This window comes from Rhodococcus sp. BH5 (assembly GCF_027583855.1).
GTDB classification, from domain to species: Bacteria; Actinomycetota; Actinomycetes; order Mycobacteriales; family Mycobacteriaceae; genus Rhodococcus_F; species Rhodococcus_F qingshengii.
The window spans coordinates 406,851-421,877 of the sequence record NZ_JAJHVW010000001.1 but is presented as its reverse complement, the minus strand read 5'-3'; the positions used below and the strand labels follow the sequence as shown (position 1 = coordinate 421,877).

Sequence of the window (15,027 nt, the reverse complement as noted above, 5' to 3'; positions counted from 1 at the left end):
GTATAAGGCCAGCAATGGCAAATTGGATACGGAATCGAAGGCCGGTTCGTCCTAGAGTTCTGGCCAGAGGCCTCCGCGCGAATGAACTCGTGTGTTCGCCGTGCCTTGTTTCTTTCGTCACGCCACTACTGCAGGAGTTTGCTGTGAGCACCCCCGACTCTGCCCCCACCACCGCCATCGGCACCGCCCGCGTCAAGCGCGGCATGGCTGAAATGCTCAAGGGCGGTGTGATCATGGACGTGGTCACCGCTGAGCAGGCCAAGATCGCCGAAGACGCCGGCGCCGTCGCCGTCATGGCACTCGAGCGGGTCCCCGCAGACATTCGCGCACAGGGCGGCGTCTCGCGCATGAGTGACCCGGACATGATCGACAGCATCATCTCCACCGTCAGCATCCCCGTCATGGCGAAGGCACGCATCGGTCACTTCGTCGAAGCGCAGATCCTGCAGAGCCTCGGCGTCGACTACATCGACGAGTCCGAGGTCCTGACCCCGGCCGACTACGCCAACCACATCGACAAGTGGAAGTTCACCGCTCCCTTCGTCTGTGGCGCCACCAACCTCGGCGAAGCGCTCCGTCGCATCAACGAAGGCGCGGCCATGATCCGCTCGAAGGGTGAAGCAGGCACCGGAGACGTCTCCAACGCCACCACCCACATGCGCACCATCCGCGGCGAGATCCGCCGGTTGACCTCGCTGAGCGAAGACGAACTGTACGTAGCCGCCAAGGAACTGCAGGCCCCGTACGAACTGGTCGTCGAGGTCGCCAAGGCCGGCAAGCTGCCGGTCACCATGTTCACCGCGGGCGGCATCGCGACCCCGGCAGACGCTGCCATGATGATGCAGCTCGGCGCCGAGGGCGTGTTCGTCGGATCGGGCATCTTCAAGTCCGGCAACCCGAAGCAGCGCGCCGAGGCCATCGTCAAGGCCACCACGTTCTACGACGACCCGGACGTGCTCGCCAAGGTCTCGCGCGGACTCGGCGAGGCAATGGTCGGTATCAACGTCGACGACCTGCCTGTCGGACACCGCCTCGCAGAGCGCGGTTGGTGACAGCAGGTTCGACGACCGGGCCCAGTGCCTGAAAGTCCTCACAGACGAAGGGGCGGCGGTTGCGTTGGCAACCGCCGCCCCTTCGGGGTGTGGCAGACCGATCAGATGCTGTCCGATACCTCGAACACGAACTCGACCTCGACGGCACTGTTTCGGGGTAGTTCGGCGACGCCGATCGCTGAGCGGGCGTGTTGTCCAGCCGAACCGAAGATCTCGGCCAGCAGGTCGGACGCACCGTTGATCACCTGGGGTTGTTGCGAAAATCCGGATCCGGACGCAACAAATCCAACGACCTTGACGACCCGAACGATGCGATCGAGCCCGACTAAGGCATCGACTGCCGCGAGTCCGTTGAGAGTGCACAACCGCGCCGCCTGGGCGGCGTCTTCGACGGAGACGCCCTCGCCCAACTTGCCGATGCACGTCGTAGTGCCGTCGACGAGCGGCAATTGCCCCGATGTATAGACGTATGACCCCGTCTGAACGGCGGGAAGGTATGAGCCTGCGGGGGTGGCAACAGGCGGGAGGGTCAGGTCGAGTGCGGCGAGTCGTGCGGTCCAGGTACTTGCGTCGTTCATCGGTTCCTCAATGGGTTCTTTTGTCCGGGAATGGTGTTCGAGTCTGTCATCGGGAGTCTCGGCAAGTCCAAGTCGTATTTGCGCCCACCCCATCACTTTTGGTGATATTCGCCGTCGTCGGATTCAAAATGGTGTTCGAGTTGGCCACCCAAACTGTGTCGTATGTCGTCAATTCGTAACATCTCACTGGGGATACCTGTCCGTTCCGGTCACGTACTCATGCTCGACGGCACGGACTCTGTCACGGGGGAGAACTTTCATCGATTGATCGGTGGCGGTATCGAGTTCGGTGAGACGGCCGAGGCAGCGCTGCGACGCGAGTTCGCGGAGGAACTCTGTGTCAGGCTGGGAAGCGTCGAGTTGCTCGAGGTCGTCGAGAACATCTTCGAGTTCGAGGGGCGGCCTGGGCATGAGATTGTCCATGTCTTTGCAGTCGACTCAGCTGACATCGATGCGTTTCCGCTCGACGTGCAACTCCGAGTCCTAGACGAAGGTAGTCCAGTCCACTGGGTATTGAGTGGTGGGTCCGACCGCCCTATCTACCCGGCCGAAGCTGCCCGCATTATCAACGCCCTGGTTCAGTAGGGGAATCCGTTGCCGGAACACGAGTGGCCGCAAAGGTTGCTCCGCAACAATTTTCGGTCAATCAGGATTGTTCGGACTGATTCCTGGAAATCATGGATGTCGAACGTATATTCGAATAATGTTGAGGAATGTTCGATGACGGAGCAGGAAGTTCGGGTACCGCAGCGCAGCTGTCCGGTGCTGAATCCGACTGCGCCCTCATCGATCTCATCGCCGATCTGCATGCGCGCGAATCGATGCTCGTGGAACGGAAACTGGCTGCCATTGCCGAGTTTTTCGAGCGTCGCAGCGCTGACCACACTGATAACGGTGCTTGGTCGTCTACCGCTCACGAACTGGCTGAGGCCGAGCTCGGCGCGGCATTGACCATGGGCCGTGCCGCAGCGGGAAAGTTGATCGGTCTCGGCTTTTCTCTCAAGACTCGCCTCCATCGCACGCGTGCCGCCATGGCGCGCGGAGAACTGGATCTGTATCGAGTCGGATTGATCGACTCCGCTACGGCCAACGTAGCCGACGATTTGATCGACGAGGTGGAACGGCAACTCCTCGAGAAGATCTCGGCGCCACCGATGCCTGGCGGTACCGGCTTGACGGGTCGCCGATTGACAGCGGCTATCGACCGGATCGTCGCCGTGGTGGATCCCGAGGGGATACGCGAACGTCGACGCCGCGCCCTGGCTGATCGGTTCGTGGGTGTGAGCGCTGCCGAGAACGGAATGGCGCGGATATTGGGGAGTATTCCGGCGGAGGAAGCACGGGCTTTTGACCGTCGGTTGCGGGAGTTGGCAATGTCGGTGTGTCGACACGATTCCCGTAAGTACGAGCAACGACGAGCTGACGCATTGGGAGCGTTGGTATCCGGGTCGACGATTCTGCCGTGCGATTGCGGCCGGGACGAGTGCCCACAAGATCGAAGCGGGATTGTGGTGGTGCGTCGGCCGTTGGTTCACGTGGTCATGCTGGAATCAACGCTTCAGGGCGGTGACGCACCAGGTGCAGACGAACCCGCTCACCTCGACGGTTATGGAGTGATCAGTGCAGAGCATGCGCGTGACATCGCCGCGGGTGCGCTGATTCGGAAGGTGAAGGTACCAGCCGATGCCGCGCTCGAGTCTTCCGGTGAGGGCGAGCCAGTACCTCCGCCCGTTGTTCCTTCGGCGTCGGTCTACCGCCCCGGCGCTGTCCTCGACACCTGGGTGCGGGTGATCGCAGGAAGCTGCCAGTGGTTGCACTGCGATGTCGCTGCATGGAATTCAGATCTTGATCACACTGAGCCCTTTGATCATCGCGATCCCACTTGTGGTGGAAAGACCGTGGCGTCGAATCTGAGTGCGTATTGTCGAAACCGTCACCGCCTCAAGCATTCCGGTCAGTGGTTGCATATCTCGAACCCGGACCGGAGTGTCATGCTGACCTCGCCGACCGGACATTGCTACCGAACTAGGCCGTCAGGTCTGCTGGCGGGAATGCTCGAGCCTGTGCTGCCCGAGGGTGGTCGGCGTCGGCGCACACGTCTGGAAAACAAAGCCGCTCGTGTGCGGGGTGAACGCCGGCGGCAGCGGTTACGAATGCACCTCCGAATGAAGAAGAAGGCCCGGAGGAGGACCTTCGACGGCGGAGGCGATCCACCCCCATTCTGAGTAGGGCGGCATGCAACTCCATGATTTTGTATGCCCACTTTGGTGGCCGGCGGTGCGTCAGGCATTGTGTGAAGGTCGGTAGACGTCGGTACACGGGAAGATGTGGAGCATCGATGGCGAGGATCGAAGAAATTCTGGAGTTGGAACGCCTCGAGCGGGACATCTTTCGAGGAATCATCGCGGAGACCACCCTGACCCGCACTTTCGGCGGCCAGGTCGCCGGACAGGCATTGGTGTCGGCGGTACGCACGGTCGATCCGGCCTACTCGGTTCATTCGTTGCACGGATATTTCCTGCGTCCGGGAAATCCGATGGAGCCGACGGTTTTTCTGGTTGATCGTGTTCGGGACGGTCGATCGTTCGCGACCCGCTTGGTCACCGGAATTCAAGACGGGCAAGCCATTTTCACGATGTCGGCGTCCTTCCACGTCCAAGACGAAGGCATCGAGCACCAGGACGAGATGCCACCCGTTCCTGACCCCGAGACCTTGGCCATCGCCCAGGATTCGGAGGATCCCGAGACTGCGTGGCTGGCGCGTGAGTGGTCCGATTGGGACCTTCGAATGGTGCCGAAGGCCGACATCGACAAACGTCCGGGCGCTGCCGCGCAGCAGCAAGTGTGGTTCCGTTCCCGCGAGGCACTCCCGGACGACCCGGTATTTCACGTGTGCACGCTTGCCTACATGAGCGACATGACGCTGCTCGGATCTTCTCGCGGCCCCCACATGGACGTCGCCATGCAAAGCGCTTCGCTCGATCACGCCATGTGGTTCCTGCGGCCGTTCCGCGCCGACGAGTGGCTGTTGTACGACCAGACGTCGCCGTCAGCGGGCTTCGGTCGCGCACTGACGCAGGGACGAATCTTCGACAGCCGAGGAAATATGGTTGCTGCAGTCGTCCAGGAGGGTCTGACCAGGCTGTATCGCCCGAAGTGAGGTCGGCCGACGTGAGATCAATCGCAGTGAGACCTTCACTGGCGAGACCGCACCGCAGGCCGGGCCGGATGGTCGTATCTGACCTCGAAATCGACCTCCTCGGACACTTCTGATCGGTGTTCGAGGAGTGCCTCGACGGTCCACAGATCTGCCTCCGGTGTGTGCCGCCGCATGGCAGGTTCGCTCATGTCCAGGCGGACGCTGACGTCGAACTCCAGCCCGCGCCCGAGCAACATCGGACCGGCGATCACGATGACCGCGCGCTCATGGACGGGGATACGGGTCGACCGAGCCGATCGATCGGTGGGTTCGTCCCAGAGTTTCGGCAAGAACGCCCGTTTTGTGCGGGCTGCGGTGATCACTTCACGATCGAGTGCCGGATAGTCGAACCAGATAGTGCGGTAACTCAGCGCATCCTCGTGGCCGAACTCGTATCGCAGCGAAGCCGGCCGCACGTAGTCGTGCAGTGACACAACAGCACTCGGCCTGTTGCGCGACTCGACGGCGGTGCCGACCAGTTCCGCGAGCCGAGACGGCTGTGCACAATCAGGTCCGTCGATCGCTACTACCGCCACCGACGGAAACGATCCGCTCAGCGTTGCAATCTGCTCGGCCAAGGCGAGGGGACTGGACGGGATGAATGTACTCACGCCCACCATGGTGCCGTGCCCGCTCGCCGAGGCGATATTGTGAACCGTCATCGCGCCCAGTGCGGCGGTCTATGTTTTCGGAGGACTCATGGTTGGTATCGAGGAGATCCTCGCGCTCGAACACCTGGAGAAGGACATCTTCCGTGGTGCGGTCCATCCCACCGCACTTCAACGGACGTTCGGCGGGCAGGTTGCCGGGCAGTCGTTGGTTTCTGCCGTGAGCACCGTTGACGAGAGCTACCACGTGCACTCGTTGCACGGATATTTCCTGCGCCCGGGCAATCCGAAGATTCCGACGGTCTACCTGGTGGACCGCATCCGCGACGGGCGCTCGTTCTGCACCCGCCGGGTGAATGCAGTTCAGGACGGCAAGACGATCTTCACGATGTCGGCCTCGTTCCACGTCGACGACGAAGGTATCGAGCACCAGGACCGGATGCCCTCCGTTCCGGCGCCGGAGGACTTGCCGGATGCGCAGACCGTTCCGAAGTTGGCTGAATCGCAGTTCTATCAGGAGTGGAAGAACTGGGACATCAGAATTGTGCCCGCTGAGCAGAGCGCGTCAGCGCCGGATCTCGCCGCGCAACAACGCGTGTGGATGCGCTACCGCGAGGCTCTGCCGGATCGTCCGCTGCTGCACATCTGCACCCTCGCGTACCTCAGTGACATGACCCTGCTCGGAACTTCCAAAGTCCCGCACCGCGGCGTGAAGACGCAGACTGCTTCGCTCGATCACGCGATGTGGTTCCTGCGTCCGTTCCGGGCCGACGAGTGGTTGCTCTACGACCAGACGTCGCCGTCGGCAGGTTTTGGTCGCGCGCTCACTCAGGGGCGTATCTACGATCGCGATGGCAACATGGTGGCAGCGGTGGTTCAGGAGGGTTTGACGCGTCTCGAACGCGAACCCGACAGCCATGAGAGCAAGAACAGCCGTGAGAACAAGACAGGAACTGTGTGATGACGCGTCCGTTGATCGGTGTACTCGCCCTCCAAGGTGATGTTCGCGAACACCTTGCCGCACTCGATGATTCGGGAGCGGATGCGGTGGGTATCCGGCGCCCGGAGGAACTCGACAAGGTCGACGGCATCGTGATCCCCGGTGGCGAATCCACCACGATGAGCCGGCTTCTGCAGGTATTCGAGCTGCTGGAACCGCTTCGTGAGCGACTCCGCGGCGGGCTGCCGGCTTACGGATCGTGTGCGGGCATGATTCTGCTCGCCAGCGAGGTACTAGACACCCGGCCGGACGCCGAGCATCTCGGCGCCATCGACATGACGGTGCGCCGCAACGCTTTCGGTCGGCAGGTCGATTCTTTCGAGTCCGACCTGGAGTTCGAGGGCATCATCGGTGATCCCATTCGCGCTGTCTTCATCCGCGCGCCGTGGGTGGAGCGAGTTGGGCCGGGCGTTGAGGTCCTTGCGCAGGTTCCCGCCGCCGCGGGGGAGGCCGCGGGCCGGATCGTCGCGGTTCGGCAGGGCTCGGTGATCGCCACTTCTTTCCATCCCGAGGTTACCGGGGACCGTCGAGTGCACGAGATGTTCGTCGATCTGGTTCGCGGATAACTGGAGTAGTCAGCCTCGGCCGAACCTACAGCTCCAGTTCGCGGGCAAGGATCGCCGCCTGGACGCGTGAGGTGAGGTGCAACTTCGACAGAACTCGCGACACGTGCGACTTCACCGTCGGAGCACCGACTCCGAGTTCACGCGACAGTTCGGCGTTGGACATACCCGTCCCCAACAGCGCGAGCACCTCGCGTTCACGGTCGGTGAGCTCGCTCAATCCCAGCGGTTCGGTGGGTTTGGGTGCGCGCTGCACGAACTCGCCGATCAGTGCACGCGCCGCACGAGGAGCGAGCACTGCATCTCCGGCTGCGACATTGCGGATAGCGCGGGTCAGTTCGTCCGCGGTCGCAGTCTTGAGCAGGAATCCCGACGCACCGGCGCGCAGGGCCGCGAAGACGTATTCGTCGAGGTCGAAGGTGGTCAACACCAGAACCCGGCTGCGGGTCGTCCCGATGATCTGACGCGTCGCCTCGATGCCGTCGGTGCCCGGCATCCGGATGTCCATCAGCACGACGTCGGGTTGATGCGTGCGGGTGACGGTGATCGCCGACGCTCCGTCACCGGCTTCTGCAACGACATCGATGTCGTCGTGCTGCCGCAGGATCATCGCCAGGCCGGAGCGGATCGCGGCGTGGTCGTCGACCAGGGCGACGGTGATCACCGATCCGTTCCGTTCGGCGCGGGGACCGGTATCTGTGCGCATACCGTCCATTCTCCGTCGACCGGAAGTGCGTCGAGTGAACCGCCCAGCAGTTCGGCGCGGTGACGCATGTTTGCAAGTCCGTGCGTTCCCGCCCGAAAACTGGATGTGTCGCGACCGATGGGGTTTCGGATCTCGATCTGTAATGCATTGTGCTGGAGAGAGATCGACATCGAGATCGGTGCACCAGGCGCATGCTTGAGCGCATTGGTCAACGCCTCCTGGGTGATCCGGTACGCCGTGTGATCGACCACGCTCGGCAGGTCGGCAGTATCGATGTCGATCGCAACGTGCACGGCGGCGCCGGCTGCCCGAACTGCGTCCAGGACGACGGGCAACTCGGTCAGCCGCGGGGGAGAGGAACGCGGGTCCGGGGTCTCGTCGTCCCCGGCGTGGAGCAGTTCGATCATCGACCGCATCTCGGAAAGGCCCGCGAGACTGCTCGATCTGATCGCTCCGATCATCTCCCTCAATCCGTCGTCTGGTTGGCCCCGTTCACCGGAGAGAGCTGAGGTGGACAGTGCCGCCTCCGAATGGATTGCGATGGCGGAGAGGTGGCTTGCGATGACGTCGTGCAGATCGCGCGCCATGGTTGCTCGTTCGTGAGCGACTGCGGCCTCGCGGTCCAGAGTGGCGAGTGCTTCGTGGACTCTGGAACGCTCGCGTTCGGCCTCGGTCAGTTCGACTTGTCGACGGATGACCAGTGCCCACCACACCGGTGTACCGAAGAACAGAGCGGTCACCACGCCTGCCCCAGCCGCAGCGCGGACGTCCTGGGTGGACAGGTAGACGAGTGCGGTGAGCGCGGCAACCGTCACCGCGGTCAGAGAACACACCACTCGGCCCAGCCGCGCCGTCCCGTACAGAACTGCGGCGTAGGTGAGATCCGAGAGGACCAGCCACATCGGCAGAGTGGGTCCCAGGGCAGCGTCGACCGCGACGATGACGGCCCCCGCCGCCAAAGCTGTTGCCGGACGCACCCGCCGGAACGAGTCGATCGCACACAGCAGAGCCAGCATCCCGATCCGAACCCCGGCGGGAACGTCGGCGACACCTCCGACATCGGTCCACATTTGGTACAGGCCGACCAGGTAGAGGAGTACCCCGATCGCGAACAGGCCGAAGGCGATGAGCGGATCGTTCCACTTGCCGACACTCCGACTTCTGGTCACCACAGACTTATCAGAGCACATCGGGGCGCCTGACTTGTCATACCAAATGATGAGGTCGGCGTTGTTCCGATGGCTGATGTGCGGATTCGATAGAGAGGACAGGCTCGACGTATGAAAATTCGCTTCGAGTTGATGATCGGCATTCTCTTGGTCGTCGGTGGCGGCTGTCTGTGGCTGTTCGCGCGTGACGCCGAGTTCTTCTGGTTTCGCGGCGGACCACTCGGCGTGATCCTCGCGATCATCGGTGCCTTCGACATCGTGAATGCAGTCCGAACGAGGGAGACAGCGATACCCGAGCGCCGAAACGACTGACGTGGAACTCGTCCTGCTCACCACGCTGGGCGGGCTCGCCCTGCTGGACAGTACGAGCATCGGAACATTGGTCGTCCCGGTCTGGATGTTGTTGATGCCGGGACGACCGCAGGTTCGCAGGCTGCTGACATATCTGGTGGTCATCACGACGTTCTATTTTGTTGTCGGGGTGGTCGTCTGGACGACGGCACGGGTAGGCATGCCAGTCGTCGCCCCGCTACTCGACACCCCCGCCGCCCGCGTTGCGCAGTTGATTCTCGGTATCGCGTTGTTCGCGTGGAGCTTTCGATTCGATTCCGAGAAGAGACGCACATCCGGTCAGGCCGATCGAACCCATGTTTGGCGAGAGCGGGTGCTCGGCTCGGCCAGTTCCGCGAGAAGTGTTGTACTTCTGGCGATTGCTGCCGGAACCGCCGAATTGGTGACGATGTTGCCCTACTTGGCGGCGATCGCGATGATCACCGCTGCTGGGCTGCCCGCAGTCGCGTCTGCGTCGATACTTGCCGGATACTGCCTGATCATGGCCATGCCCGCAGTGCTTCTGTTGTGCGGGCGGGTCGTGGCCGGCAACCGCCTCGACAAGCCGCTGCGCCGAGTGGACTCGCTGATGTCTCGCTACGGCGACAGCGCAATGGGTTGGGTATTCGGCATTGCCGGTTTCTACCTCGCCGGCAATGCCGCTGCCGTGTTGTTCGTGAATTGACGTTGTTCGTGAATCAACCAGCCTGAACCAACGAATTGATCAGCTTCACACCGTCTTCCGGGTGATCGACGGTTACGGCGAACAGTCGTCCGCTCTCGAGAGTGACCACGATGGCCTCACCCGAGCGGAGAGTGACGGCTGTTCCGCGCGGTGTCATTCGGTAACCCCATCCGCCCCATTCGGCTGGACGTATCGCGTCGACCGACGCGGACTTCACCTTCGAGATGGGGATCTTCTTCCATCGAACGCCCCAGGAACTGATGCCGACACCGTGACGGTCGACGCGCACGGTGACCGACGCGAATGCTGTGACGGCGAGGGTGGACACACCCAGGATCACGGCAACCCACCAATCCGAGTACGCGGCAGTCGCGATCACGAGAACTACGAGGCCGGCGGTAACGATCCACGGCCAGACGCTGCGGACCTGCCCGACCCACACTGCACGTTCGGAGGCCGTCAGCGGAGTGTCGAGCGTCGGGGTCGGCAGTGGCGACTCCGGGCCGCTTCGTTGCTGGTCAGGCAGCGCGTATGCCAGAACTCCTACGAGTACCGCCGCGATCGGCGCAAGAATCCACCAGCCGATACGCGCGGCTTCCGGCGACCCGGCGTCGATCGTCAGGGCGACGCTCAGAATCCAGATCGTCGCCAGTGTCGCACTCGAGATCGAGGTTACGGCGAGAAACAAGGGCGCGTTGTCGCTCGAACGGGCCGCGACGACACAGGCGCAAACGACAGCCACCAGAGAAATCACCAGCGCGATGGCGAAAAACGTCGTCGTGGTGCTGAAGCCGTCCGGGGTCGATCCGGACCAATGGCTCGCGACGGTCTCGGGTAGGCGGTCACCCCACGCGAAGCGTGCGAGAACCAGGATCAGGGTCGGGATCAGAGTCAGCGAAGCTGCTGTCCAGAGTCGGATCTTGCTGGTCGTCATTGTGTGCTGGTCTCCTTGATGAGGTCGAGCATGTGCGCAGTGTCGAGTCCGAGATTTCGGGCCTGCCGTACGAACTCGCGCGCAGATTCGTTGAGAGCTGTCCTTCCCGAGTCGAACTCGGCGCGAATGACGGCGCCACGTCCGCGTCGGAGGTCGATCAGGCCTTCGTCGCGGAGTGTTGCGTACGCACGAAGAACCGTGTGGAGATTGACGTCGATCGACTCGGCGAGAGCGCGAGCGGACGGCAGGCGGTCACCTGGTCCGATCTCACCGCGGATGACCGAGCCACGAACCCCGGCTGCAATCTGCTCCGCTAGTGGAGTTGTGGAGGCGTGATCTATTCGGACCAACATGTTTGCATTCTATGCAAACAATGCGCGGTTTGACTAATTCGTGTCGGGGGATGCAGCGAGTTGTGACGTGGGACGGGTAACATCGGCAGAGCTGAAAGACGCGCATTCGGCGTGCGCAACGCAGCAGGAAAGGGGCTTGAATCGCATGAGCGGCCACTCAAAATGGGCCACCACCAAGCACAAGAAGGCTGTGATCGACGCACGTCGTGGCAAATCCTTCGCGAAGCTGATCAAGAACATCGAGGTGGCGGCACGAACCGGCGGTGGCGATCCCACGGGCAACCCCACCTTGTACGACGCCATCCAGAAGGCGAAGAAGACGTCTGTTCCCAATGACAACATCGAGCGTGCGCGCAAGCGCGGCGCCGGTGAAGAAGCGGGCGGCGCAGACTGGCAGACCATCATGTACGAGGGCTATGGACCCAACGGCGTCGCCGTTCTGATCGAGTGCCTCACCGACAACCGCAACCGCGCAGCCGGTGAAGTTCGCACCGCGATGACCCGTAACGGTGGCAACCTCGCTGACCCGGGTTCCGTCTCCTACCTGTTTGCTCGCAAGGGTGTCGTCACGCTCGAGAAGAACGGCCAGTCGGAGGACGACGTCCTGATGGCTGTGCTCGACGCCGGTGCCGAGGAAGTCACCGATCTCGGTGAAACCTTCGAAATCGTTAGTGAGCCACAGGATCTGGTTGCCGTACGTTCGGCCCTTCAGGAAGCCGGCATCGACTACGACTCCGCTGAAGCCGATTTCCGCGCTTCCGTCGAGGTTCCCTTGGATGTCGACGGCGCACGCAAGATCTTCAAGCTCGTCGACGCGCTCGAAGATTCTGACGACGTGCAGAACGTCTACACCAACATCGATCTGTCCGACGAGGTTCTCGCGGCTCTCGAAGACTGATTGTTTTTCAACTCAACCCGGCCCTGACGTCCGCGTCCGGGCCGGGTTGCGTGTTGATGCGGGGTAGTAGTCCCGCGCACCGCTAAGCTATCGAACAGCTGTTCGGTATGGAGAGGTGTGACAAGTGCGCGTGCTCGGAGTGGACCCAGGCTTGACTCGCTGCGGGTTGGGAGTGGTCGACGGGAGCAACGGCAGGAAAGTGCGCCCCATTGCGGTCGACGTGGTGCGGACTCCGGCCGAGATGGACCTTGGTTCTCGGCTTCTGCGGATCTCCGATGCGGCTGAACTGTGGATCGAGCAGTACAAGCCGGAGGTGGTCGCGATCGAGCGCGTGTTCGCGCAGCACAACGTCAGTACCGCGATGGGGACGGCGCAAGCAGGCGGAGTTGTCGCGCTCGCTGCCGCCAGACGCGGCATTCCGGTGTGTTTCCACACGCCCAGCGAGGTGAAGGCCGCCGTCACCGGCAGCGGTAACGCCGACAAGGCGCAGGTCACCGCGATGGTGACGCGAATTCTGAATTTGAAGACGGCGCCGAAACCGGCTGACGCTGCCGACGCTCTGGCGCTGGCGATCTGTCACTGCTGGCGAGCACCGATGATCGAGCGGATGGCCCGCGCCGAGGCGATGGCCGCTGAACAAATGCGTAAGTATCAGGCAAAATTGGCCGAGACGAAGAAGGCAGGTTCACGATGATCGCGTCGGTACGCGGCGAGGTACTCGATATTGCGCTCGATCACGCGGTCATCGAAGCGTCAGGTGTCGGCTATCGGGTCAATGCCACCCCGGTGACTCTCGGTGCGCTGCACCGGGGAAGCGAAGCGCGACTGTTCACGACGATGATCGTTCGCGAAGACTCGATGACGCTGTACGGTTTTTCCGATACCGAGTCGAAGGACCTGTTCAGCCTCCTGCAGACGGTTTCCGGAGTCGGACCGCGCCTGGCGATGGCAACTCTCGCAGTTCTCGAACCGGACGCGCTGCGGCGGGCGCTCTCGGAAGGCAACCTGACGGCGTTGACGAGGGTGCCCGGTATCGGAAAACGCGGCGCCGAGCGCATGGTTGTCGAACTGCGTGACAAGGTCGACGCCGTCGCGACGACGGCCGGCGCGGCGTCCGGCGTCGTCGTCGGCAGCTCGATCCGTGATCAGATCGTCGAGGCTCTCGAAGGTCTGGGCTTCCCGATCAAGCAGGCTGAGCAGGCCACGGATTCGGTTCTGGCGGAATCGCCCGAGGCCACCACGTCGGTCGCACTGCGTTCCGCTCTGTCGCTGCTCGGTAAGACTCGATGAACTTCGACCCGATCGACGATTTCGACGACGAGTCGCAGGTCTCTGCCGAATTGGTGGCGGGAGACGGTGATGTCGAAGCGAGTCTGCGCCCCAAGAGTCTCGACGACTTCATCGGTCAACCTCGTGTTCGCGAACAACTGCAGCTCGTGCTCACCGGAGCAAAACTTCGTGGCAGCACGCCTGATCACATCCTGATGTCCGGTCCCCCCGGGCTCGGCAAGACGTCGATGGCGATGATCATCGCGGGGGAGTTGGGCTCTTCTCTGCGGTTGACGTCCGGACCGGCGCTCGAACGCGCCGGAGACCTGGCTGCGATGCTGAGCAACCTCGTCGAGGGCGACGTGTTGTTCATCGACGAGATTCACCGAATCGCTCGTCCGGCCGAGGAGATGTTGTACCTGGCCATGGAAGACTTCCGTGTCGACGTCGTCGTCGGTAAGGGGCCGGGCGCCACGTCGATTCCTCTGGAGGTTGCACCGTTCACGCTGGTCGGTGCGACTACGCGGTCGGGTGCGCTGACCGGTCCGTTGCGCGACCGCTTCGGGTTCACCGCTCACATGGATTTCTACGAACCCGAAGAGCTGCAACAGATTCTGATGCGTTCGGCCGGAATTCTGGGCGTCGATCTCGAAGTCGACGCCGGTGCCGAAATCGCACGACGCGCGCGGGGGACACCGCGTATCGCGAACCGATTGCTGCGCCGGGTTCGCGACTTCGCCGAGGTGCGCGCCGACGGAATCGTCACCATGGACGTCGCTCAGGCGGCCTTGGCCGTCTACGACGTGGACCAGTTGGGCTTGGACCGTCTCGACCGTTCGGTACTGAGTGCGTTGGTGCGGTCGTTCGGCGGCGGGCCCGTCGGCGTGTCGACGCTTGCGGTGGCCGTCGGCGAGGAACCGTCGACGGTGGAAGAAGTGTGCGAGCCGTTCCTGGTCCGGGCCGGGATGATCGCCCGGACGCCGCGAGGACGTGTGGCTACCGCCGCTGCCTGGACTCAACTCGGAATGACACCGCCGCCGGATGCCGCAGCGGGCGGTATCGAGGTTCGTGTCAACGAACCGCAGGCCACGTTGTTCGATCCGAACGGCGAGTGAAATTTCGACTGGAAAGGCCTACTTGAACGGCCGATCTGTCAGGAATCCTCAGCAACTAATGGCACACTGGTGTATTGCGTAGGTCCATCCGGGACCATCGCGGCGTAAAACGTGCAACACAACCGAGGTTGATCAACACATGTCGAGTTTGCTTTTCCCCCTCTTGATCCTCGCACTGCTGGTGCCCATGTTCCTGGGCATGCGCAAGCAGAAGAAGGCCTTGGCCGCGACTTCCGAGATGCAGGACTCGCTGCAGGTCGGCGATCGGGTGCAGACCACGGCCGGGCTCTACGCCACGATCGCTTCCCTGGACGACGACACCGTGGACCTCGAGATCGCGGACGGTGTCATCACCACCTGGTCGCGTCTGGTCATCCGTGAGCGCGTCGTCGAGACGACCGAGACCGACGAGTATGACGACGACTCGATTTCCGAGATCGAAGAGTCTGCTGCCGACACCGAAATCCGGCTCACCAAGGAGTCCTGACTTCGTCGAACTGGTACGTGTTCTAGAGTTGTGAACTCGGACACATGTCCAGATCGGTTTGTCCGCTCTTACACCAGCAGC

19 protein-coding genes are annotated in these 15,027 nt (G+C 62.6%); 13 read left to right on the top strand and 6 right to left on the bottom strand.

Features of this window, described 5'->3' with window-relative positions; genetic code table 11:
- The first annotated feature begins 143 nt into the window (after positions 1 to 143).
- The gene (pdxS, locus tag RhoBH5_RS01815; protein WP_003943338.1) at positions 144 to 1,052 is read left to right on the top strand and encodes a pyridoxal 5'-phosphate synthase lyase subunit PdxS; all 909 of its coding nucleotides are present in this window, start codon (positions 144 to 146) and stop codon (positions 1,050 to 1,052) included.
- 101 nt (positions 1,053 to 1,153) lie between these two features.
- Here pdxS and RhoBH5_RS01810 read toward each other — a convergent pair whose 3' ends face one another.
- Complete coding sequence (locus tag RhoBH5_RS01810; RefSeq protein WP_050656607.1) at positions 1,154 to 1,630, bottom strand: RidA family protein; 477 nt, start codon at positions 1,628 to 1,630, stop codon at positions 1,154 to 1,156.
- A gap of 162 nt (positions 1,631 to 1,792) precedes the next feature.
- On the opposite strand from RhoBH5_RS01810, the gene RhoBH5_RS01805 reads away from it, so the two are divergent.
- The 3 genes from RhoBH5_RS01805 (at position 1,793) to RhoBH5_RS01795 (ending at position 4,790) form a co-directional block, all read left to right on the top strand.
- Positions 1,793 to 2,215: an NUDIX domain-containing protein gene (locus tag RhoBH5_RS01805; RefSeq protein WP_054827788.1), complete on the top strand. Its 423-nt coding sequence runs from the start codon at positions 1,793 to 1,795 to the stop codon at positions 2,213 to 2,215.
- A gap of 128 nt (positions 2,216 to 2,343) precedes the next feature.
- Positions 2,344 to 3,855 carry an HNH endonuclease signature motif containing protein gene (locus RhoBH5_RS01800; RefSeq protein WP_270007895.1) on the top strand — a complete coding sequence of 504 codons (1,512 nt, stop codon included), beginning with the start codon at positions 2,344 to 2,346 and terminating at the stop codon, positions 3,853 to 3,855.
- 113 nt (positions 3,856 to 3,968) lie between these two features.
- Positions 3,969 to 4,790, top strand: a complete 822-nt coding sequence (locus RhoBH5_RS01795; protein WP_003943337.1) for an acyl-CoA thioesterase — start codon at positions 3,969 to 3,971, stop codon at positions 4,788 to 4,790.
- Positions 4,791 to 4,825: 35 nt separating this feature from the next.
- Here the strand turns inward: RhoBH5_RS01795 and RhoBH5_RS01790 are convergent, their stop codons facing one another.
- Entirely contained in the window at positions 4,826 to 5,491 is a 666-nt protein-coding gene (locus tag RhoBH5_RS01790) for a hypothetical protein (RefSeq protein WP_007732932.1), read from the bottom strand.
- Between the two features lie 37 nt (positions 5,492 to 5,528).
- On the opposite strand from RhoBH5_RS01790, the gene tesB reads away from it, so the two are divergent.
- Together tesB and pdxT are read left to right on the top strand one after the other, a co-directional pair.
- Positions 5,529 to 6,398, top strand: coding sequence for an acyl-CoA thioesterase II (gene tesB / locus RhoBH5_RS01785; RefSeq protein ID WP_007732935.1), 870 nt, complete (start codon positions 5,529 to 5,531; stop codon positions 6,396 to 6,398).
- Entirely contained in the window at positions 6,398 to 7,003 is a 606-nt protein-coding gene (gene pdxT, locus RhoBH5_RS01780; RefSeq protein WP_007732937.1) for a pyridoxal 5'-phosphate synthase glutaminase subunit PdxT, read from the top strand. The genes tesB and pdxT overlap by 1 nt, the downstream gene beginning before the upstream one ends.
- A 25-nt stretch (positions 7,004 to 7,028) precedes the next feature.
- Here pdxT and RhoBH5_RS01775 read toward each other — a convergent pair whose 3' ends face one another.
- Complete coding sequence (locus tag RhoBH5_RS01775) at positions 7,029 to 7,706, bottom strand: response regulator (protein WP_270007894.1); 678 nt, start codon at positions 7,704 to 7,706, stop codon at positions 7,029 to 7,031.
- Entirely contained in the window at positions 7,661 to 8,875 is a 1,215-nt protein-coding gene (locus tag RhoBH5_RS01770; protein ID WP_230359835.1) for a sensor histidine kinase, read from the bottom strand. Before RhoBH5_RS01770 ends, RhoBH5_RS01775 begins: the two co-directional genes overlap by 46 nt.
- Before the next feature lie 111 nt (positions 8,876 to 8,986).
- Here RhoBH5_RS01770 and RhoBH5_RS01765 point away from each other — a divergent pair, with 111 nt between their 5' ends.
- Together RhoBH5_RS01765 and RhoBH5_RS01760 are read left to right on the top strand one after the other, a co-directional pair.
- On the top strand, positions 8,987 to 9,187 hold the full coding sequence (locus RhoBH5_RS01765; RefSeq protein WP_003943331.1) for a hypothetical protein: 201 nt from the start codon (positions 8,987 to 8,989) through the stop codon (positions 9,185 to 9,187).
- A gap of 1 nt (position 9,188) precedes the next feature.
- On the top strand, positions 9,189 to 9,890 hold the full coding sequence (locus tag RhoBH5_RS01760; protein ID WP_081557824.1) for a GAP family protein: 702 nt from the start codon (positions 9,189 to 9,191) through the stop codon (positions 9,888 to 9,890).
- Positions 9,891 to 9,903: 13 nt separating this feature from the next.
- On the opposite strand, the gene RhoBH5_RS01755 is transcribed toward RhoBH5_RS01760, so the two are convergent.
- Both RhoBH5_RS01755 and RhoBH5_RS01750 read right to left on the bottom strand, forming a co-directional pair.
- On the bottom strand, positions 9,904 to 10,824 hold the full coding sequence (locus RhoBH5_RS01755; RefSeq protein ID WP_050656601.1) for a hypothetical protein: 921 nt from the start codon (positions 10,822 to 10,824) through the stop codon (positions 9,904 to 9,906).
- Positions 10,821 to 11,177 carry a GntR family transcriptional regulator gene (locus RhoBH5_RS01750; RefSeq protein ID WP_003943322.1) on the bottom strand — a complete coding sequence of 119 codons (357 nt, stop codon included), beginning with the start codon at positions 11,175 to 11,177 and terminating at the stop codon, positions 10,821 to 10,823. The genes RhoBH5_RS01755 and RhoBH5_RS01750 overlap by 4 nt, the downstream gene beginning before the upstream one ends.
- Before the next feature lie 145 nt (positions 11,178 to 11,322).
- Between RhoBH5_RS01750 and RhoBH5_RS01745 the strand changes: the two genes are divergently transcribed.
- From RhoBH5_RS01745 to yajC, 5 genes are all read left to right on the top strand, one after another.
- Positions 11,323 to 12,075 (top strand): YebC/PmpR family DNA-binding transcriptional regulator, encoded by a 753-nt coding sequence (locus RhoBH5_RS01745; RefSeq protein ID WP_007732951.1) that lies wholly within the window; start codon positions 11,323 to 11,325, stop codon positions 12,073 to 12,075.
- A gap of 124 nt (positions 12,076 to 12,199) precedes the next feature.
- The gene (ruvC, locus tag RhoBH5_RS01740) at positions 12,200 to 12,769 is read left to right on the top strand and encodes a crossover junction endodeoxyribonuclease RuvC (protein WP_003943325.1); all 570 of its coding nucleotides are present in this window, start codon (positions 12,200 to 12,202) and stop codon (positions 12,767 to 12,769) included.
- Positions 12,766 to 13,365: a Holliday junction branch migration protein RuvA gene (gene ruvA / locus RhoBH5_RS01735; RefSeq protein WP_007732953.1), complete on the top strand. Its 600-nt coding sequence runs from the start codon at positions 12,766 to 12,768 to the stop codon at positions 13,363 to 13,365. Before ruvC ends, ruvA begins: the two co-directional genes overlap by 4 nt.
- A complete protein-coding gene (ruvB, locus tag RhoBH5_RS01730) occupies positions 13,362 to 14,459 on the top strand; it encodes a Holliday junction branch migration DNA helicase RuvB (RefSeq protein WP_064112872.1) in 1,098 nt (365 codons plus the stop codon). Before ruvA ends, ruvB begins: the two co-directional genes overlap by 4 nt.
- 139 nt (positions 14,460 to 14,598) lie before the next feature.
- Positions 14,599 to 14,946, top strand: a complete 348-nt coding sequence (gene yajC / locus RhoBH5_RS01725; protein WP_003943339.1) for a preprotein translocase subunit YajC — start codon at positions 14,599 to 14,601, stop codon at positions 14,944 to 14,946.
- Positions 14,947 to 15,027: the final 81 nt, after the last annotated feature.